The organism is Pseudomonas sp. VI4.1, from assembly GCF_002029345.1.
GTDB lineage: Bacteria > Pseudomonadota > Gammaproteobacteria > Pseudomonadales > Pseudomonadaceae > Aquipseudomonas.
The window spans coordinates 31232-50865 of sequence record NZ_MULM01000176.1; the positions used below are offsets into that span (position 1 = coordinate 31232).

Sequence of the window (19634 nt, forward strand, 5' to 3'; positions counted from 1 at the left end):
CCTCCCGGTGCGTCCACTGTCGATCGACTACACTCTGAGCGCTATCAGGCGATAGCCACCTTCAGGCCCCGAGCAGTCAATGCCGCCCACTAACGTTAGCCGAATGTCGCGCATCCTGGTGTCTCTCGTCGTCATCGTCGCAGCGCTGTACCTGGTGCTCTGTGTGGCGCTGTTCGTGTTCCAGCGTGCGCTCATCTACTACCCGCAACCACGCGCGCTCGACGCCTCGGCCGCGCTGCTGACCCTGGCGGTCGACGATGCGCAGTGCTGGTTTCGGTGCGCCCGCGCGACGGCGCCAAGGCGTTGATCTATTTCGGCGGCAATGCCGAAGACGTGTCCCGCAGCCTGCCCGGATTCGCCAAGGCCTTCCCGGAGCATGCGCTCTACCTGATGCACTACCGGGGCTACGGCGGCAGTTCCGGGTCGCCCTCCGAAGAGGAGATCCAGCGCGATGCCGAGGCCTTGTTCGACCAGGTCTACGCCACGCATCGCCATATCGCCGTGGTCGGTCGCAGCCTGGGCTCGGGGGTCGCCGTGCGCCTCGCCAGCCAGCGGCCGGCGGCGCGCCTGGTGCTGATCACGCCTTACAACAGCCTCGCAGAACTCGGTGCCCGGCTGTACCCGATGTTCCCGGTGAAGTGGCTGCTCAAGGACAGCTTCGACTCCTGGAAATACGCCGCTCGCATCCAGGTGCCGACGCTATTGATCGCGGCCGGGCACGACGAAGTGATACCGCGTTCCAGCACCGAGCAACTCTACCGACACTTCGCCGATGGCGTGGCAACGATACGGGTCATACCAGGTGTTGGGCATAATTCAATTTCCGAAAGTCCCGACTATCTCAAACTGCTAAACAGCGGATTGTGAACACACCCATCTTTAGATGGAACTTTTTATCACCATCCAAACAACTACTAAAATCTCCATCACATAACATGACAATATACAGGCGCCATTATCATGACCTATTGGCACTGCCTGACAAACTCCGAACGACAAGATTAAACCTGACAAATTCATATAAATCGATGAATGGAATACAAATAAAATATCTTTATAAATCATAAACTAACACTACTAACCTGCAGTAATATCTAGAAACCAAAAACAATTACTCGCGACTCGCATTATCTCGAAAAGTTTCAGTTATTAAATTAATAAAAAAACTTCATATAACCTTTGCCCTTATCGCCATTGATGTTAATAATCGCGCCGCTCTCGGACAGTCACGCAACTTGCCCTCTAACTTTGCGTGGTCGGCAAGTCTCTCTCGTATCACTCCGACCCTTACTACTCTCAACTATCGCAAGTTGATCCAGGACCCAATCATGCCTGGCTCGACTGATATGCGGCGCACTAGAACTGCGCAAGGAAGGCATCATCGTTCGCCATCATTCACCGATCAGGATCCTCTCGATTTTCGGCACTCGTCCGGAAGCCATCAAGATGGCCCCCCTGGTCAAGGCTCTCGCTGCCGAGCCCGGCATTCATTCGCAGATCTGCATCACTGGCCAACACCAAAGCATGCTTAAACAGGTGCTGGATCTGTTCGACTTGAAGGCCGATTACACCCTCGATGTCATGACCCCCAAGCAGACCCTGAACTCGCTGACCGCGGCGTTATACGCAGCGATCGACCCGGTGCTGGAAATGACCCGGCCGGACCGGGTGCTGGTGCATGGCGATACGACCTCGGCCATGGTCGCGGCGATGGCGTCCTTTCACCGACGCATTCCCGTGGGCCACGTCGAAGCCGGCTTGCGTACCGGTGATATCTACAGCCCGTGGCCGGAGGAAATGAACCGGCGCTGCATCGACCTGGGGGCGGATCTGCTGTTTGCACCGACCTGTGAATCCCGCGACAACCTGTTGGGTGAACGCCTGCAAGGGAAGACGCTGGTGACCGGCAATACCGTGATCGACGCCTTGCAAACGACGGCAAGACGCATCGAACAGAACCCGGCGCTGCGAGACAGCCTGGACCGGCAGTTCGCGTTCCTGCAGCCCGGGCGCAAGGTGTTGCTGGTGACCGGCCATCGTCGGGAAAACTTCGGCGAAGGCTTCCTCGATATCTGCAAGGCCCTGCGCCACCTGGCGCGGCGCACGGATATCCAGATCGTCTACCCGGTGCATCTGAACCCCAATGTGCTGGGCCCGGTAACCGAACAACTGGGCGATTTGCCCAACGTGCACTTGATAGAACCCCTCGATTACCTGGCGTTCGTGCGCCTGATGCAGCGTGCCCACGTGATTCTCACCGACTCCGGTGGCGTGCAGGAAGAAGCGCCGTCCCTGGGCAAACCGGTGCTGGTGATGCGTGACGTCACCGAACGCCCGGAAGCCGTGGCCGCGGGCACCGTGCGGCTGGTCGGGACGGCACCGGCTTCGATCATCCAGGGGGTCAACGCCTTGTTCGATGACGATCTGTTATGGCGCCGAACGGCCCAGGCGGCCAACCCTTACGGCGATGGCAAGGCCAGTGCCCGCATCGTCGACGCCCTGTTGGGCCGCCCGGTCGATGAGTTTGCCGTGAATCGTCCGCCCGGACAGCGGCAACACGCCCGTGCCGTACCGTAATAAAAATCACTCGGTGTTCACCTCTTTGTAACCCGCTCGCCCCTCTTACCTGCTCGAGATCTGCCTGAATGAAGTCTTCCGTTGCCCTCCATACGGGTGCGCTCAGCGCCCTTGCCTGTGGCGTGAGCCTGCTAGCGCTCATGCCCGCCTTTGCCCTGGCGGCGGACAGCCCGCTCACCCAGGCGATCAACCGGCTCAACGCCGATACCCGGCAGGAGCGCGAAATCCGCCTGAGCGACCTGGGGATCGACGCACCGATCATCCGCGGCTCCACCGACGCCCGACGCGAACTGTACCTGCCGGTGCCCGCCGGTGTGCCGCTGACGGATGCCACGCTGAATTTCGACGCCAGCTACCTCAATGGCGAGGGCGGCCGCAATACGTTGCTGCTGTCGCTGGACGGCTATCCGGTTCGCGCCGAAGGTCTCAGCGAACCCCAGGGCGATGCCAGCGCCACTTTGGGCGTGGACAAGAAAGCGCGGGACAGCGGCTCGCTGCGCCTGGGCATTGCCTGGTCGTCGATTGTGTCCAGGGTGCTGTGCGAAGACGAACGCGCCATTGGCAACGTTCTACGTATCGAGCCCGCCACCCGCCTCAATTACAGCTACGACGCCAGCCAGCTACAGGACGTCGGCGCCGCCTGGACAGCGTTGCCGGGCAAGCCGGGGATCATGGTCGCACCGGGCACCCTGTCCGCCGACAGCTATGACGCGGCCTGGCGCCTGGGTGTGGCTCTGGAGCGCATTGGCAAGCACAGTCGCATCCTGCCCTTTCCTGCCCTGCAAGACAGCGTTGACCTCAGCGGCCTGCGCATTCCCGCTGAACTGCTGGCGGTTCCGGCGTTCGCCGGTCTCAACGGCAAAGGCACGCACGTTCTGGCGGACCCGGCGCAAATCGGCGCGCTATTGATGCTGGGGCAGACACCAAACGTCCAGGCGGACCTGGCCGTCAACGATCCGCAACTGCTCAAGGCCGTCAATGAGTCACTGGACGCGCTGCAGCGCCAGATCCAGGGCCTCGACGCCACGGCAGCCAACGCCTTCACGCAATGGCGTGAGCGGCATATCAATGCAGGTCTGGCCGCCACAGGAACGGACAATGTGCGCCTGGCATTGCTCGGTACACGCCCGGTGCTGATGATCGCGCCCCAGGCAACCGGCAAGGCGCTGGCCCTGTTCAGTTCAGCCTGGAACACCTTGGCCCGCAGCCGCCAATTGACGGTCAGCGAAGCACAGCTGCCGTTGAGCGCCGACGGTCGCGTGGCCTTGTCGCGCCTGGGCGGCAATCCCGGCGCCATCGACGTATTGGCCAAGTCCGACTGGAGCACCTCGTTCCCCTTGGGCAGTGTGGCCTATGACGGTCGCTTGCCGGTCAAGGCGGTGATCGATGTGTCTGCCGCACCCGGCGCCTCGGACACCGCGCCGGTGGCCTCGCTGTTCCTCAACGACTACCTGATTGGCGCGCAACAGCTGGTGGCCAATGGGGAAAAGCAGCGCATCGAAGCGTCTGTCCCGCGCTACGCCCTGGGCTCGAAGAACGTGTTGCGGGTGTCGTTCCAGCGCCAGCCGGTCAGCGACCGCTGCCTGGAAACACCCCAGGCCTTCCCGGTCTCGGTGCTGCCCACCAGTCACATCGTGCTGGAAAAAACCGCGCTGGATAACGACTTCTCCGGCATGGCCGCGCGCTTTGCCATGGACGCGCAGATCCTCGTGCCACAAGCCTATCTCGAGCATCCGGCGAGCAGCTTGCCACAAGTGATCTCGGTGGCCGATGCCGCCGGCGTTTCGCCGCTGCGGGCACAGCTGAACGTCAGTGCCGACCCCAAGGCTTCGGTCACGCCGGACAAGGCCTTCCTTGCCTTCGAGCTGCCGATCAAGGACAGCAAGGAATCGGTGCAGGTCGATGAGCAGGGTCGCCTGCGCATCAATCACAAGGATCAGGTGCTGCTGGACGTGCATCCCCTCAACCACCTGGCCTCGTTGCAAGTGGTGGCTGCCGGCAGCCAGCACGGCCTGGTCTACCGCGCCCTGGGCGCCGACGCACCGCGTTTCGCCCGGCAGATTCTGCTGACCCGCGGCGACGTGGCCATCCTCGGTGACAAGGGTGCACTGACCACCTTCAACACTCAGGACCCGAGCGGCAGCCAACTGATCGACAACGAAGAACCCAAGGGGCTGGACGCCTGGCGCAAACCGTCGTGGCTGTGGCTGATTCCCGGCGGCATCCTGTTGGTCCTCATCCTGTTGCTGGCCGGCCGTAACGCCCGTCGCAATCGCCAGTAACGGAAACCTTCGATGACCTCGCTTTATTGGCCCTATTGGCTGGCCCACTACTACAGCTTCCTGGAGATCTCGACCATTGTGGTCGCGGTGCTGATCCTGATCTCCGGCCTGGATGATCTGTTCATCGACCTGTGGTACTGGTCGCGCCGCCTGTTCCGCAAACTCACCGCGGAGCGCAAATACCGGCCGCTGACGGCCGAGCAGTTGCTGGCGCGGGATGAACAGCCCCTGGCGATCATGGTCCCGGCCTGGCTGGAATATGACGTGATCGCACCGATGATCGAGAACATGGTGTCGACCCTGGATTACCAGAACTATGTGGTCTTCGTCGGCACCTACATCAACGACCAGCGCACCATCGATGAAGTGGAACGCATGCGCCGGCGCTACAAACAGCTGCACCGGGTGGAAGTGCCGCACGCAGGCCCGACCTGCAAGGCCGACTGCCTGAATTGGGTGATCCAGGCCATCTTCCTCCATGAGCAAACCCATGGCATGACCTTCGCCGGCGTGGTGATGCACGACAGCGAAGACGTGCTGCACCCGATGGAACTGCGCCTGTTCAACTATTTGCTGCCACGCAAGGACATGATCCAGCTGCCGGTGGTGTCACTGGAACGCAACTGGTACGAGTGGGTGGCCGGCACTTACATGGACGAATTCGCCGAATGGCACGGCAAGGATCTGGTGGTGCGTGAAAGCATGACCGATACCGTGCCATCGGCCGGTGTCGGCACCTGTTTCTCCCATCGAGCCCTGCGCGTGCTGGCCGGGAAAAACCGGAACCAGCCGTTCAACACCGACAGCCTGACCGAGGACTACGACGTCGGCGCGCGCCTGGCCAAGGTCGGCATGAATGCGATCTTCGTGCAGTTCCCGGTGCAGTTTCGGGTGTTGCGCAAATCATGGTTCCGCAAGCCTTACGAATCGACCCTGAAAATGCCGTTGTGCGTGCGCGAATTGTTCCCGGACACCTTCCGCACCGCGTTCCGCCAGAAAGCGCGCTGGACCCTGGGCATCGGGTTGCAAGGTTGGGAGCAAATGGGCTGGAGCGGCTCGCTGGCCAACCGGTATCTGCTGTTTCGTGACCGCAAAGGCCTGGTGACGGCGTTCGTCAGCATCATCGCCTATATCATCCTGGCGCAGTTGCTGGGCCTGATCATCCTGCGCCAGAGCGGCCTGTGGGACGTGAGTTTCCCGACGCCCTTCGAAAGCAATGGTTTTATCGCGTATTTGCTGCTCGCCAACGGTATCGCCCTGGCCTGGCGGATGGCGCACCGCTGCTATTTCACCACCGTGCTGTACGGCTGGCAGCATGGCTTGCTGTCCATCCCGCGGATGGTCGTGGGCAATTTCGTCAACTTCATGGCAGCGTCCCGTGCCTGGCGCATGTTCCTGGTCGGCAAGGTGCTCAACCGCAAGCTGGTCTGGGACAAGACCATGCACGACTTCCCGTCCACCGATCTGGTCGCAGCCGCACCGCGCAAGCTGGGCAGCGTGTTGCTGTCCTGGCAGGCGATCAACGAAACCGACCTGCAAAGCGCCCTGGCGGAACAGAAAACCCGGCACATGCCGTTGGGGCGGATTCTGCTCAGCAACGGTTGGCTGGATGACGAAACCCTGGCCGAAGCCATCGCCTTCCAGAACGACTTGCCGCGGGTGTTCGACGTAGCGGCCAAGGCACGGGACTCGACGCTGAAGCTGGACGATGAATTTGCCCTGCGCTGGCGCGTGGTGCCGCTGGGCTTGAATGCCCAGGGCCGTGCGCAAGTGGCCGTGGCCAACCCGTTGCCGGCCGAAGGTCTGCAACAGGTCAGCGATGAGTTGGGCAGCGTACCGGTGCAGCTGATTGCCCGGGAAAGCGAAATCGTCGCGCGATTGCGTCATCTGAAGGTGCGTGAAGGCCAGTCGGTTCCCGACGCCGGAGCACCACTGCTGGGCGACCTGCTGATCGAAATGGGCCTGATGGATCGCGACGTGTTCAGCCGCACCATGCTGCAGTACCGCCCGCAATATCACGGCCGCATCGGCGACTACCTGGTCGACAGCGGCGTGCTGCCTCGCGCCACCATCGAAAAGGCCGTCGCGCGTCAGCACAGCCACTATCCCGAGGAGCTTCCGGCATGAACCGCCCTTTCCTGACCCTCATGGCCACGGGGCTGAGCCTGATGCCCGGGTGGGTTCATGGCGAAACGCTGCCGTTGCCGTTGACCGGGCCGGCCTATGTGGCCGCCAACGAAGCGTACAGCGCCTACGAGCGCAAAGATTACGACTTGGCCATCGCCAAGGCCCGCGAAGCATTGCGCCAGCGGGCAGATATCACCCGCTTGAACACGCTGATCGGGCTGGCACAGCGTGACAAGGATCTGCGTGATCATCCCAAACGCTATCCGCAGTCCCGCCAGGCCCCGGGCTTCGGTGCCGCGGCCCGGGCCTTCAAGGCCTATGATCGCGATGACTTTGGCCTCGCTGCCCAGGCAGCCCGCCAAGCCATCGCACAGGCACCCGGGCGCATGGATTACCGGTTGCTGTTGATCGAGTCCTTGCAGCGCCAACCCGATCTGCTGGCAGCGGATCAAGCCACCACCCAGGCCCTGGCCGTGTTCCCGGACGACGATACGTTGTTGATGCGCCGCGAGGCGATCCGTCGTCAATTGGCGGCACCGCTGGCCGTTCAGGGCTATCGCGCCCTGGAGCAGGGCCAGGTGCCACTGGCCGTGGACCAGGCCAGGAAAGCCGTGGCCTGGGCACCGGAAATCGGCGCCAATCAGCAACTGCTGATCAGTGCCCTGCTCGCCGCCAGGGATTATCCCGGGGCCGAACAAGCCGCATCGGGCGCATTGGCCGAGGACGATGGCGAAATCGCGCCGTGGATTCTGCGCAGCTATGCCCTTGATCGCCAGGGCCAAACCGTCGCAGCCGAAGCGGATCTGAAGCATGCCCTGGCCATCGATGGCCTGCTGGAGGCCGAAGTCCGTGACCTGCGTTTCTTCGCCGCCGACGCCGCACTGGCCCATGGCGAGCCACAGCAGGCGCTCGAGCATCTGCAGCCATTGGCTGACGACGACAGCGGCGAAGTGGCCCGTCGGCGAACCGCCGCGCGATGGCGCTGCGACAGAAAAACCATGGCGTGGACACTGTCGCCGATTTTCCGGCACCCGCCTTGAATTGTCAGGAAACCGCCTTCGGCCTGGTGTGTGATATCTGGCCGGGCAACCAGCGCGACGGCGGCACCGACATGGCCGGCCAGGCCTACGCGTCCCTGGCCCGCAAGGACGCTGCGACCGCGGTGGCCCTGGCGAACGACGCCATCGCCCGCGCGCCGCGCAATCCTGCGTACCGGCGTCTGCTGGTCAGCGCCCTGAGCGAGCAGAAACGCGTGCCTGAAGCCATTGCGGCGGCCAGCGAAGGCCTCAGGATCACCGGCGACGACGCCCGGCTGCTGGCCCAGCGCGGCGCTGCGTCAGCAATCCGGTGACGATGCCGGGGCACGCCAGGACTTCACCCGGGCCTTGGCCTTGGGCAGCCTGCCCGCTTACGAAGAAGCCAGTCTGTACGCCGCCATCGGCCAACGCCGCACCGCGCGCGAACGGCTGCAACAGGCGCGGGACACGGGCGAACTGGAGTCGATGAGCCCGCTGCAGATCGCTTATCTGTCGGTCCAGGCCGGCGACGATGACGCGGCCCACGGGTCGTTTCGCAAGGCCGACGCCGATACCCGGCTCACGCCCACGGCAACCCAGGACGCCGCCTACACCGCCATGCGGGTCAATGACGACGAGCAAGCCGTCAGCTACTTCAAGCGCGTGATCGACGCACAAGGTTCCGGTAACCTCGACATGCCCGCACAGCAGCTGTTCGACACCCGTCGCGCAGTGGCCGATGTGTCGCGCACCTGGGGCCTGACCAGCACCACCAGTTATCGGGGCAACAGTTCCAGCAGTGGCCTGAGTGCCGCCCCGACCAGCGGCAGCACCAGCAATGACAACCTGCAGAACAGCACCGAATTGTCCTGGCGTCCCCTGGGTTATCGCAACGCACGTTTTGTCGAACTCTACGGACGCGTCACCGACACCCTGTGGAGCAAGAACAGCGATTCGGACACCGGTTTCGATGCCCTGCAAGGCGCCGTGGGTGTCCGGGTCAAACCCTTCACGGCGCTGAACGTGATGGCCGCCGTCGAGCGCACATTCCCCCTGGGATCGTCGGACGTCGATGGCGACTGGCTGGTGCGCCTGGGCTATGGCTCCAGCGTCGGCACCGACCTGCGGGTGGATACCTCCAGCTGGTGGACTTCGCAGTTGTTTGCCGAGGCCGGTCATTACATCAATGACTCGCGCGATTACTTCAACAGCGAATGGCAGGTGGGCCGCAGTTACGCCATCGGCGGCACGGGTTCGCGCTGGGTGAGCTTCCCCCATGTCGTGGCCGCGTTCGACTACGACTCCAAAATGCACAGCGAAACGGCGGCCGACGGCAGCACGGACTCATCATCCGGCAAAGCGGGAGGCCTCGGTGTCGGTAACAATGTGCGCTACTGGTTCCGCGAAGACACCTACAACGCCCCCCGTTCCTATGTGGACTTTTCCCTGCAGTACCGCGTGAAAGTGCTGGGCGATGAGCGCGCCGAAGGCGTGTTCGCGCGCCTGACTTATTCCTATTGAGGACTGACATGAACGTTCGAGTTTTTTTTGTGGCTGGGTCTTGGCCTGGTCTCGACAGGGGTACAAGCCGCCCCTGAAATCGCCCGTCTTTACGCGCCCACACTGCCCGAAGGTTCCGCCTGGGTACGGGTGGTCAATCCCGCCGATACTTCCATGCAGGTCCGGGTAGGCCAAGGCGCGACGCTGGCCCTTTCCGCCCAGGCCGAGGTGGCCAGCCCGTTCCAGGTCGTGGACTCGCAACAGCCGATTGACGTGACCGTCAATGGTCGCGAGATCAAAGGCCTGACCGCACCGAAAGGCGCCTGGGTCACGCTGGTTCTCGACAGCAACCCGGCACGGGCCCCACGCCTGATCATCGATCCGCCACAACGCGGAAAAGACCTGCGCGCCGAACTCAACTTTTATAACCTGAGCCGCGGCTGTGAACAGGCCGAGATCCAGCTGGCCAATGGCGCCCCGGTATTCAAGCAGGTGCCGTTCAACGGACAAGCCCAGCGCACGATCAACCCGGTGCAAGCGACGTTGGTTGCCAGCTGCAACCAGAACCGCAGCCTGCCGATGAAACTGGCGCCCTTCAAGGCCGGTGATCGCTATAGCCTGTTCCTGATGGGTTCCCCTCAGGCGCCACGTTTGCTTGGCCTTGTCGACCAGGCTGCACCATGATCCTTACCTTCAACCCCCAGCGTTTTATCCAGCGCTTGTCGATTCCCGGCATGGTCGCCGGTCTGCTGCTGGGCGTGTCGGGCACTGGCGCGCAAGCGGCGTCGGCAGTGATCACCGGCGATGGCGGCTGGTTGTTCCCGGCCTGGGAAAGCCTGAGCAAGGTCGATAACCCTGGCACGGCCCGCAACATTGCACGGGTGGAACACCTCCAGCGCCGACTTGCACGCCAGCACATCGGGTTGGTTGTGCTGGTGGTGCCGATGAAAGCGCCGTTTTATGCCCAGCGCCTGCCCGCCGATCAGCCCTTGAGCGCCGCCGTCATGCAACGCTATGACCACTTGCAGGGCGACCTGACCCGAGCGGGCCTGACCACGCTGGACGTCAAGCCGATCCTGCACCGGACCGAGCAAGGCCGGCAGACCGCGTTTTATCGCGCCGATTACCACTGGACAGCCTGGAGCGCCGAAAACACCGCCGACGCCACGGCGCAACTGATCTCCAAGCGATATTCCCTGTCGGGTGAATCTGGCGGCGCCGCGACGCTGGGCCAGTGGTTCGACCGACGCGCGTTCGGCGACCTGGCCAGCAACTTCCTGCCAGCGGTCAAGCGCAAGGCCATTGGCCGCGACATCTACACCGTGCGCCATCAGGCAGAGAAAGACCTGCTGATCGATGACGCGCCGGCAGCGGTCCAGGTGATCGGCAACAGCTTTGTCCAGCCGTACCTGGGTTTTACCCAGAAGCTGTCCAATGCCCTGGACCGTCCGGTCGCGCTGACCTGGAACCCCGGCGATGTCGGCCCTTGGGCTACGCTGCTGCAATACCTGGAGTCGCCGGATTTTGCGCAACACAAGCCGCAAGTCATCGTCTGGCAATTCAATGAAGGCCAGTTCCACCTCGGCCCTGATGCCGCCGCGAACTGGAATGTAAAAGGCGTCGCCCCGCCGGGCCAATGGCATCAGCGCATCGAGAAGGCACTGCAGTGAGGATTTTCGGCTACACCGCCAGTCGCGCAGCCGTTGCGGCCCTGTTGCTCGCCGTCCTCCTCGGCGCGGGTGTCGGCATGCTCTACGTGACGAGTACCAAGGCCCTGGCACCGGGATCGTCGGCATCGTCTGGCAGCCGGACAACAAGACCGTCGGCATCAATGGCAACTGGGAAAAACTGGGCGCTCGGGAACTGTTGGTGCAATGGACGGTGGTCGACGACCAGGCTTTCGTTCCCGACAGCGGCTTGCCCAGCGTCCCTGTCCTGCCCGATTGGGCGCGCATCGCCAAGGCACCCTGGGCCCAGGATGTCATCCTCGGGCTGGCCGGTTACTTCAGCGAGAACCGCTCACGGGACAACATCGAGCAACTGGCGGCGGTCTCGGAACGCATCGCCAGGTTGCCGACGCCACTGCACGTCACCGGCTGGTATTTCCCGGCCGAAGTCGACCCCAGCTGGACCCGCGCCAAGGAACTGCCGGCGCTGCTGGCCAAGCTGCCGCGCCCGCTGTGGATCAGTGTCTACGACGGCGCCAACATCGGCCCTGCGGCCACGGCCGACTGGCTCAAGCAATGGCTGCCGGATGACATCGGCGTGTTCTTTCAGGATGGCGTCGGCGTTTATGCGCGCACGGCACCGGTGGCCCGAACCTATGCCGACGCCTTGGCCGACCGTCTGGGCAAGGATCGTGTGCGCATCATCGTCGAAGCCTTCCGCCCCAACTTCGGCGGCGGGTTCCGCTCCGCGACTGCGGCCGAACTCAAGACGCAGTTAGCCGCGTATGACGGCTATCCGCTGTACCTGTTTGACGGCCCGCACTACGTGACACTCGAACTGGTGGAGCAATTGCAGCCCTGACGGGCCTGTAGGAGCGAGCTCGCTCGCGATGGTCGTTAACGATAACGCGTGTTTGCTGGTTAAACGCGGCGCTCTTGAGTCCATCGTCGGAACGCCGCCCGGAGCGAGCTCGCTCCTACAAAAGCCGCATTAGCCCTGACGGCACGCTTCAGCTTGCCGGAACCAGCCTGAGCCAAACCGGCGGCGCCGGTATTACTCGTAAGGGAGCCAGAGCACCGGGCCCGGCGGCAACTTGTGCCACGGATAGCCCTTCGCGCCGAGTGCAAAGGCGTACTCGAACAAGCGCTTCATGTACTCGCCATCGAATCGATGATTGCGCGAAAAGACGAAGTCGGTGCCGATATAGGCAAGATTGAAGTCGGCCCCATCCTGCTTCGCCATCCGGTAGATTCGATCGAGGTCGCTGATGCCCTGGGTTTGAATCAAGGCACTGATGGCTCGACCGCCAATGCTCAAGGTACGGCGCTTCGTACCGGACCACTGCGGTTCCAGCTTGCCGTTACGAATGACATAAAAGTGACGGTCATGGCGCATGGGGGCGCCCGGCACTTTGTTCATCGCCATCACGGTGCCAGGCGGGTAGAGGAACATCTGGGTGATGACGCCGCCATCCACGTGCATTTCCTGGAACAGTTTGCCGTCGACTTCCACATCGATCATGACCGGGGAAACGGCGCCGGGAATGCTCATCGAGGCGACCATGATGTTGCGAAACAGCTCGAGCGCCCCCGGCGCCTGGCTGGCGGCGATAGTGCCCATGTTCCAGGTGACCGGCCGCGCGCAATCAAGGTCGGTGGTGCCGATCATCAGGATTCGTCCCTTGGCATATTCCGCCGCGATCTGCGCCAGCACCTCGGGCGTGATGTACTTCGCGATGAGCCGCGCCAGTGGTTTGCTGTCGGCTACTCCGTCGCTGGCAAGCCGCGTCAGGACATTACGCGACCGGAAAATGTCCTTCGGCCCGACGGCGTTGCAGATATGCTGGATGACTGCATCGTACTGCGGCCCCAGGAACGCAAACGGGGCGACCAGGGCTCCGGCGCTGATGCCCGTGACAATCTTGAACACCGGACGGGTGCCATGCAGGGTCCACCCCGCAATGAGCCCCGCGGCAAAGGTGCCGGCGTCGCCGCCACCGGAAATGGCCAGCATGCTTGCCAGCGGCAGGATGGTGTCCGGCCTGCCGGTTGCCATGAGCGCCTCATGCTCTCTCTTGTTGGATGCAATGGCATCCTGAATGAACGGGCTCAGGTCCTGGTCCATCCAGTAGCGCGCATTGGGAATACCCGGTATCACCGCTTTTTCCGTTAAAGTCGGTGGCACGGCATCACGGCGTTGCAGGCATGCTTGAAGCAACATGTTCAGGGTTGAGGCACCGGGTCTGAGCTGGAACGGGTTCAAAACGCCTCCTCCGGCCCCTGCATTCGACAGAGAACGCGCTCATCCTGTTATTCGTTGAGATGTCCTTGCCGGTGGTGCCCGAGATGGCTATTTGCAAGCTCACTGCGACACCTTGGTCAATCGTCCAGTCACTTATCTTGCGCCCCTTTACGAGAGAAACAAACACGTTGGCCGCGTCCCGGGATGTCCGGGCAAAACCCTTGCAATGCAGGTCACCGTGTCTGCCGGCTTCGCAGCAATAGTGATCTTCGACACCTGTCTACCCTGCTCGATGCGCTGGAACAGTGACAGGCGCCGACGATCGGCAAGTGGATCTCCGCGCCTCAAAGCGTCACTTGAAATGCTGCCCCCCTGTGGGAGCGCGTTTTGCCAACTGACATTGGTGGCCAATCTTCGCCGCTTATTTGGACAACTCCACAGCCGGCACGCCTTTCTTCACGATATAGGTCGCCAGCTCCGACGCCTTGCCTGTACCGACGTTCTTCGCGACATGCGCAGTGCCAGCGGGGATATACAGAGATTCACCGGCCTTGAGCGTTACCGGCGGCTGTCCCTCGAGCTGATACTCGAACGTGCCCTCCAGGACGTAGGCAACTTCCACACCGGGGTGAGAATGCTTGGGCGATGACACACCCGGATCGATATCGACAAGAACCTGGATCACCTCACGCCCGGAAACATCCAGGTCGCGTTTCAACAGGTCCGTGCGGTGGATCCCGGCCTGCCAGCTTTTGGCCGGCTCCTGTGCTTGGGAAACGCCTGCGAAGGCAGTGAGCGCCACGCTGGCGGCAATGGCCAGCAGGCCGGTGGTGTTGCGCAAGTTGATACGGGACATCGCATTTCTCCAGGGATTACACGGCAAGGCCGCGCCAGGTTTGCCGCGAGATGCGGTGGCTCTATTGGGAGGCCGCCGTGTATCGCGCAAGTGTCGCCAGACCCATGGTTTTGTATGCGAAGGTAGCTGTCGGGGCGGTGGATACGTACCGATACAAATCGCAGCAGCGTATCGACTTGCCTGTCCATCAATTCATCGCGAGGGTGAAGCGTCGGCTTCACCCTCGCGATGCCAGTTCAAGTTCAGGCCAGGTTGATCTCGACCTCGATATTGCCCCGCGTGGCCTTGGAGTACGGACACAACTGATGGCCTTTATCCACCAGCTTGCGGGCCGTTTCCGGGTCCAGGCCGGGCAGTTTGATGTTGAGGCGAGCCTGAAGCAGGTACCCGCCCGCATTGGTGCCCAGGTCAACTTCAGCATCGATGCTCAGGTCAGGCGGCAGCTTGACCTGCATTTCACGCGCCGCCACCTGCATCGCACCAATGAAGCAGGCGGACCAACCGGCGGCGAACAACTGCTCCGGGTTGGTGCCGTCGCCCGGGCCGCCAGGGGACGAATGCTTGACGTCGAGACGCCCATCATCGCTGCGTGACGCGCCGTCCCGCCCACCGGTGGTGTGGACTTTGGCGGTGTAGAGTACTTTTTCGAGCTGGGACATGATGATCTCCTGATTGAAAATGTAAAAAAATCGCCTTTGACGCACCTCCGATCGAATCGCCGCTATCGGAGAGGGTTAAAAGACGTCGTTTACGCGTACTCAGGTGAATCGCAAAGCTCGCCTGGTCATCGGATCAGGCTTGGATTTACCTCCTTTGTGAGAGAACAGCCAGCACGCCTTGCATCACGGATTTGCCGCCCGATCGGGCTTGCCCATAAACCGCAACGCGCCGGATCTCTCACTATAGTTCGTGTCAGTGTGCCTATCGGGTTGCCGGTCGCCTGCAGGGCTCGATCCAAGCACTCTCCTACAGGCGACTACTGCGCTCCGTCGGTCGACTTTGCGCAAGGTCCAACCGACTCATTCACCGGCGCAGCGGGCGTTTGCCCTTCAGCCGCAGCGGCCAGTTCCCGCCGTTGGCACGCTGACATTCCTCTTCGGAATCGAACTGCACATGGGCCGAGACCGGGTTGAGCGAAACCTGAGCCGTATTCAACGCCTCGGCTGTCAGTTCAATCATGCGTCCACCCTGCCCGCTCGCCAATGCCTGATCCTTTTGCCCCTGAGTATCGAAGACCCAGACGACCCTCAGGCTGGAAGGAAATTCGGCGTAATCGACCTCGTGGGTCAACCAGGCGAACCCGACCAATTCCGCCTTGGCCGTCTCGCATGCCTCGGTCAGCGTGGCGACCAGCAGCCGTTCGATTTGCGCTTGCTCGCGTTTGCTTAATCCCATGGCTGAATCCTGTTACCGACAAAAAAAACCATCATACGATACCAGTGTGCGCTCTTCGGACTACATCAACAGGAAGCACAGGTCATCCATTGCCGACGTCGATAGTCACCATCAACCCAATGAAGTTCTCTTAAAAACTGCGGGGCGTAACATCGCCTCCATACCAGACAACTACACCCCGGAGCACACAATCATGAAACGCCAACTCTTCCTCAGCATCGCTTTCTCGGTTTTTGCAGTTAACGCTTTCGCCGCTACCTCTGCTCACCCGGTTGTCGCTGAAGGCGGCTCGGATCGCCTGATTGAAAGTCGTGTGGCTGAGGGTGGTTCGGATCGGTTGATCGAAAACCGCGTGGCTGCCGATGGTTCGGATCGTCTGATCGAAAACCGCGTGGCGGCCGATGGCTCGGATCGCCTGATTGAAACCGTGTGGCGGCCGATGGCTCGGATCGTCTGATCGAGAATCGCGTGGCTGCCGATGGTTCGGATCGTCTGATCGAGAATCGCGTGGCTGAGGGTGGTTCGGATCGCCTGATCGAAAGCCGTGCGGCATAAATGAATGGTTTTACCGCGACACTCAACGAAAAACCCGGCCTCGTCTGCCGGGTTTTTTATACCTGCAATAACCCGCAATTCAAGGGTTGCCCGGGCAATCGCCAAAATCGCCGCCTTCGGTATCGACACAATCACCTGCATACAACCAGATTGTGGAAAACGCAAAACCCTGTAGGAGCTGGCTTGCCAGCGAAGGCGGCCTCAAGCCTTGCAGTGCCCATGAAGACGCCTTCGCCAGCAAGCCGGCTCCTACAAGGAATCGCGAAGACCTGCTGAACTCAGGGTTGAACGCGGTCGGTGTGGGAGCTGCCGAAGGCTGCGATCTTTTGATTTTCACGTGATGGCAACAACAACGCGTTCATTCAGGAAAAACGCGTTATCGTTTACGACCATCGCGAGCAAGCTTGCTCCTACAGTCCCCCACCCGACGGAGACACCTGTGACACCTCTTACTGCCCGCGAGGTTTACCAGTCATTGCGCGACGCCGCCCTGGGCATTCGCCCTTTGCAACGCCTCGGCGAACAGTCCGGGCCTGGCCTGGTGCAGGTCGATATCGAGGGCTGGCGGATGACCCTCGACGTCGACGGCAACCACCTGCGTCACTGCCAACGCTGCCAGAGTCCGGACGGCCGCGAGGGCGTGTTCGACAGTTGGCAACGCACCGACCCCGTCAGTTTGCTCAGCGCCTGGGAGCTGGCGCAGATCGAGCGCCTGTTGGCTGAACTCAAAACCGCGGTTTGACCGCCTTCCACTCCGGCTTGTAACGCTGCATCTGCTTCACGTCATCGAGAACAACGACAACCCGGCTTTTGCGATGCTGCTGGAAGGCATTCGCCGGGCGGTGAGAGAAGGTTGGGGGACATGACCCCTGTAGGAGCCGGCTTGCCGGCGAAGGCGTCTTCATGGTCGCTGCAAGGCTCGAGACCGTCTTCGCCGGCAAGCCGGCTCCTACAGGGGTTTGGCGTTTTCCACAATTGCGCGTCAGCTTTGCATGGCCGTCATGCGCATATTCTCCTTCAAAAAACCCATCAACTCGGCCGCCGCGGGTGACAGGCTGTGGCCTTTGCGGCAAAGGATACCGATCTGCCGTTCCACTTTCGGCTCTGAAAGCGGCAGAAACACCAGCTGTTCATTGCCCTGGGGAAACGCCAGGGACGGCAGTGTGGTGATGCCAATGCCTTGTTCGAGCATGGCGATCAGCGAAATCATGTTGGAGACGAACAACAGACTGCTCTCCAGCAGCCCCGCCGCCGCGGTGCCTTCAAGCAAGCGCGAGGTGCCATTGCGCACCAGCGGATACGCCAGCAGGCTGGACCAGTGCAAGGCCGCGCCGCCCATCGCGGCCAGCGGGTGATCATGGCGACAGACCACCCCGACCTGGTCACTCAGGATCGGCAGGAACTCAATGCTCTCATCGGGCAGCCAGACGCTGCTGATCGCGAAGTCCACCTGCCCCTGGAGCAACAACTGCCGCACGCTGTCGGCGTTACCGTCCTGAATGCTGATCTGCAGCTTCGGATGCTCACTGACAAATCCCGCAAGCAAGTGCGGCAGCAACCGGCTGGCCACCGACGGCACCGTGGCGATGCTGACCTGACCGATTTCATGCTGCGCCAGCAAGCTGACTTCCCGGGCAATCCGGTCGTGGTGCGCCAGGAGGTCCTGGAACAGCGGCAAACAATGCTCGCCAAAAGGCGTCAGTTCGGTTTTGCCGCCTTTTTCGAACAGTGCCTGGCCCAGCTTCTGCTCCAGCTCACGCACCGCCAACGACAGCGCCGGTTGCGTGCGATAGGCCAATTTAGCCGCGCCGTGAAAGCTTTTCAGCTGCGCGACCAGCACGAAATAGCGTAATTGGGTGATCTTCAGCTCGGGCAACACGGTAAGTTTTCCTTATCAATTCATTTTTATTATTAATTTTTATTTGCAGATTAATACTCTCATGATGGGAACCACGCAATCGGAGGTTCCCATGGCACTGCAACCCTGCAAGAACTACATCGCTGGACACTGGTGTGATGGCCAGGCCGTTATCGCCAACCACAGCCCATCGGATGTCGAAGACATCGTCGGCCACTATCACCAGGCCAGCGCCGAACAAACCCTGGACGCCATCGCGGCAGCCCGTGAGGCTCAGCCACTGTGGGCCGCCACTGGCCTGGAACAGCGCCAACAGGTGTTGATGGCCATCGGCAACGAGCTGATGGCGCGCAAGGACGAGCTGGGTGAGCTGCTCTCCCGCGAAGAAGGCAAACCGCTTGCCGAGGGGATCGGCGAAGTCAATCGCTCTGCCCAGTTCTTCCATTACTACGCCGCCGAAGTGCTGCGGCAGATGGGCGAGACGGCCGCGTCGGTGCGCCCTGGCATCGAGATTGAAGTGCAGCGCGAACCGGTCGGTGTGGTCGGCATCATCACCCCGTGGAATTTCCCGATGGCGACCGCGGCCTGGAAGATTGCCCCGGCCCTGGCCTTCGGCAACGCCGTGGTGTTCAAACCGGCCAACCTGGTGCCGGCCAGCGCCTGGGCCCTGAGTGAAATCATCAGTCGCCAGGCCCTGCCGCCCGGCACCTTCAACCTGGTCATGGGCACTGGCGGTGTGGTGGGCGAAAGCCTGATCCAGTCGCCGGATATCGACGCGCTGACCTTCACCGGCTCACTGGCCACCGGACGCCGGGTGGCGGTTGCCACGGCCGGCAACCTGGTGCGCTGCCAGCTGGAAATGGGCAGCAAGAATGCGCTGGTGGTGCTCGATGACGCTGATCTGGAAATCGCCGTGGAATGCGCGTTGAACGGTGCCTTCTTCGGTACCGGACAAAAATGCACCGCCTCTTCGCGGCTGATTGTCTGCGATGGTATCCACGACCGTTTTGTCGAGGCACTGATTGCACGCATGCGTCAGCTGAAGGTCGGCCACGCCCTCGAACAAGGGGTGCAGATCGGTCCGGTGGCCGAAGCCCGCCAACTGGAGCAGAACCTGCAATACCTGCAGCTGGCGGCGGAAGAAGGCGCCACCCTGGTCGAAGGCGGCGAGCTGCTGGCGCTGGAGCCGGCCGGGCACTACATGCGCCCGGCACTGTTCATCAACAGCCATAACGGCATGCGCATCAACCGCGAAGAAGTCTTCGGTCCGATTGCCTGCGTGATCCGGGTCAGCGACTACGAGCAAGCCCTGGCGGTATTGAACGACACCGAGTACGGCCTCACCGCCGGGATCATCACCCAGTCGCTGCGCCATGCCAGCGATTTCAAACGCCGCGCCCGCACCGGCTGCGTGATGGTCAACCTGCCCACCGCCGGCACCGATTACCACGTGCCGTTTGGCGGGCGCAAAAACTCGAGCTTCGGTCCGCGCGAGCAAGGGCAATACGCCCGCGACTTCTACACCGTGGTCAAGACCACTTACGTGCGTCCCTGAATCG

General features: G+C 62.0%; 13 protein-coding genes and 4 pseudogenes. 12 read left to right on the plus strand and 5 right to left on the minus strand.

Going from position 1 to position 19634, the window contains the following annotated elements; genetic code table 11:
• The first annotated feature begins 79 nt into the window (after positions 1-79).
• From BZ163_RS25745 to BZ163_RS25780, 9 genes and pseudogenes are all read left to right on the plus strand, one after another.
• Positions 80-867 (plus strand): annotated as a pseudogene (locus BZ163_RS25745) (alpha/beta hydrolase).
• Positions 868-1446: 579 nt separating this feature from the next.
• Positions 1447-2577, plus strand: a complete 1131-nt coding sequence (gene wecB / locus BZ163_RS25750) for a non-hydrolyzing UDP-N-acetylglucosamine 2-epimerase (RefSeq protein ID WP_228761615.1) — start codon at positions 1447-1449, stop codon at positions 2575-2577.
• 68 nt (positions 2578-2645) lie between these two features.
• Entirely contained in the window at positions 2646-4859 is a 2214-nt protein-coding gene (locus tag BZ163_RS25755) for a hypothetical protein (protein ID WP_128873232.1), read from the plus strand.
• A 12-nt stretch (positions 4860-4871) separates the two neighbouring features.
• On the plus strand, positions 4872-6986 hold the full coding sequence (locus tag BZ163_RS25760) for a glycosyl transferase family protein (protein WP_128873233.1): 2115 nt from the start codon (positions 4872-4874) through the stop codon (positions 6984-6986).
• Positions 6983-8026 (plus strand): hypothetical protein, encoded by a 1044-nt coding sequence (locus BZ163_RS36570; protein WP_371916830.1) that lies wholly within the window; start codon positions 6983-6985, stop codon positions 8024-8026. The genes BZ163_RS25760 and BZ163_RS36570 overlap by 4 nt, the downstream gene beginning before the upstream one ends.
• 50 nt (positions 8027-8076) lie before the next feature.
• Positions 8077-9523, plus strand: a pseudogene (locus BZ163_RS36575) (bacteriophage N4 adsorption protein A); the annotation flags it as partial.
• 27 nt (positions 9524-9550) lie between these two features.
• On the plus strand, positions 9551-10186 hold the full coding sequence (locus tag BZ163_RS25770) for an alginate O-acetyltransferase AlgF (RefSeq protein ID WP_128873234.1): 636 nt from the start codon (positions 9551-9553) through the stop codon (positions 10184-10186).
• Positions 10183-11172: a twin-arginine translocation pathway signal gene (locus tag BZ163_RS25775; protein WP_128873235.1), complete on the plus strand. Its 990-nt coding sequence runs from the start codon at positions 10183-10185 to the stop codon at positions 11170-11172. Before BZ163_RS25770 ends, BZ163_RS25775 begins: the two co-directional genes overlap by 4 nt.
• Positions 11169-12031 (plus strand): annotated as a pseudogene (locus BZ163_RS25780) (hypothetical protein). The gene BZ163_RS25775 and the pseudogene BZ163_RS25780 overlap by 4 nt, the downstream one beginning before the upstream one ends.
• Before the next feature lie 192 nt (positions 12032-12223).
• Here the strand turns inward: BZ163_RS25780 and BZ163_RS25785 are convergent.
• The 4 genes from BZ163_RS25785 to BZ163_RS25800 form a co-directional block, all read right to left on the minus strand.
• Complete coding sequence (locus tag BZ163_RS25785) at positions 12224-13390, minus strand: patatin-like phospholipase family protein (protein ID WP_178110507.1); 1167 nt, start codon at positions 13388-13390, stop codon at positions 12224-12226.
• Positions 13391-13832: 442 nt separating this feature from the next.
• The gene (locus BZ163_RS25790; protein WP_128873237.1) at positions 13833-14267 is read right to left on the minus strand and encodes a cupin domain-containing protein; all 435 of its coding nucleotides are present in this window, start codon (positions 14265-14267) and stop codon (positions 13833-13835) included.
• A gap of 242 nt (positions 14268-14509) precedes the next feature.
• Positions 14510-14926, minus strand: coding sequence for an organic hydroperoxide resistance protein (locus tag BZ163_RS25795; RefSeq protein ID WP_128873238.1), 417 nt, complete (start codon positions 14924-14926; stop codon positions 14510-14512).
• A gap of 364 nt (positions 14927-15290) precedes the next feature.
• Entirely contained in the window at positions 15291-15662 is a 372-nt protein-coding gene (locus tag BZ163_RS25800; protein ID WP_128873239.1) for a hypothetical protein, read from the minus strand.
• Between the two features lie 193 nt (positions 15663-15855).
• Here BZ163_RS25800 and BZ163_RS25805 point away from each other — a divergent pair.
• Together BZ163_RS25805 and BZ163_RS25810 are read left to right on the plus strand one after the other, a co-directional pair.
• Positions 15856-16217 (plus strand): annotated as a pseudogene (locus tag BZ163_RS25805) (hypothetical protein).
• A gap of 439 nt (positions 16218-16656) precedes the next feature.
• Complete coding sequence (locus BZ163_RS25810; protein ID WP_128873240.1) at positions 16657-16959, plus strand: hypothetical protein; 303 nt, start codon at positions 16657-16659, stop codon at positions 16957-16959.
• 240 nt (positions 16960-17199) lie between these two features.
• Here BZ163_RS25810 and BZ163_RS25820 read toward each other — a convergent pair whose 3' ends face one another.
• On the minus strand, positions 17200-18096 hold the full coding sequence (locus BZ163_RS25820) for a LysR family transcriptional regulator (protein ID WP_128873242.1): 897 nt from the start codon (positions 18094-18096) through the stop codon (positions 17200-17202).
• Positions 18097-18187: 91 nt separating this feature from the next.
• On the opposite strand from BZ163_RS25820, the gene BZ163_RS25825 reads away from it, so the two are divergent.
• On the plus strand, positions 18188-19630 hold the full coding sequence (locus BZ163_RS25825) for an aldehyde dehydrogenase family protein (protein WP_128873243.1): 1443 nt from the start codon (positions 18188-18190) through the stop codon (positions 19628-19630).
• Positions 19631-19634: the final 4 nt, after the last annotated feature.

What these genes read in the sequence shown, in the direction of transcription:
- BZ163_RS25795 (WP_128873238.1), bottom strand. Translation starts at nt 14,926, where the DNA reads ATGTCCCAGCTCGAAAAAGTACTCTACACCGCCAAAGTCCACACCACC.
- BZ163_RS25785 (WP_178110507.1), bottom strand. Translation starts at nt 13,390, where the DNA reads ATGTTGCTTCAAGCATGCCTGCAACGCCGTGATGCCGTGCCACCGACT.
- BZ163_RS25790 (WP_128873237.1), bottom strand. Translation starts at nt 14,267, where the DNA reads ATGTCCCGTATCAACTTGCGCAACACCACCGGCCTGCTGGCCATTGCC.
- BZ163_RS25755 (WP_128873232.1), top strand. Translation starts at nt 2,646, where the DNA reads ATGAAGTCTTCCGTTGCCCTCCATACGGGTGCGCTCAGCGCCCTTGCC.
- BZ163_RS25800 (WP_128873239.1), bottom strand. Translation starts at nt 15,662, where the DNA reads ATGGGATTAAGCAAACGCGAGCAAGCGCAAATCGAACGGCTGCTGGTC.
- BZ163_RS25760 (WP_128873233.1), top strand. Translation starts at nt 4,872, where the DNA reads ATGACCTCGCTTTATTGGCCCTATTGGCTGGCCCACTACTACAGCTTC.
- wecB (WP_228761615.1), top strand. Translation starts at nt 1,447, where the DNA reads ATGGCCCCCCTGGTCAAGGCTCTCGCTGCCGAGCCCGGCATTCATTCG.
- BZ163_RS25825 (WP_128873243.1), top strand. Translation starts at nt 18,188, where the DNA reads ATGGCACTGCAACCCTGCAAGAACTACATCGCTGGACACTGGTGTGAT.
- BZ163_RS36570 (WP_371916830.1), top strand. Translation starts at nt 6,983, where the DNA reads ATGAACCGCCCTTTCCTGACCCTCATGGCCACGGGGCTGAGCCTGATG.
- BZ163_RS25775 (WP_128873235.1), top strand. Translation starts at nt 10,183, where the DNA reads ATGATCCTTACCTTCAACCCCCAGCGTTTTATCCAGCGCTTGTCGATT.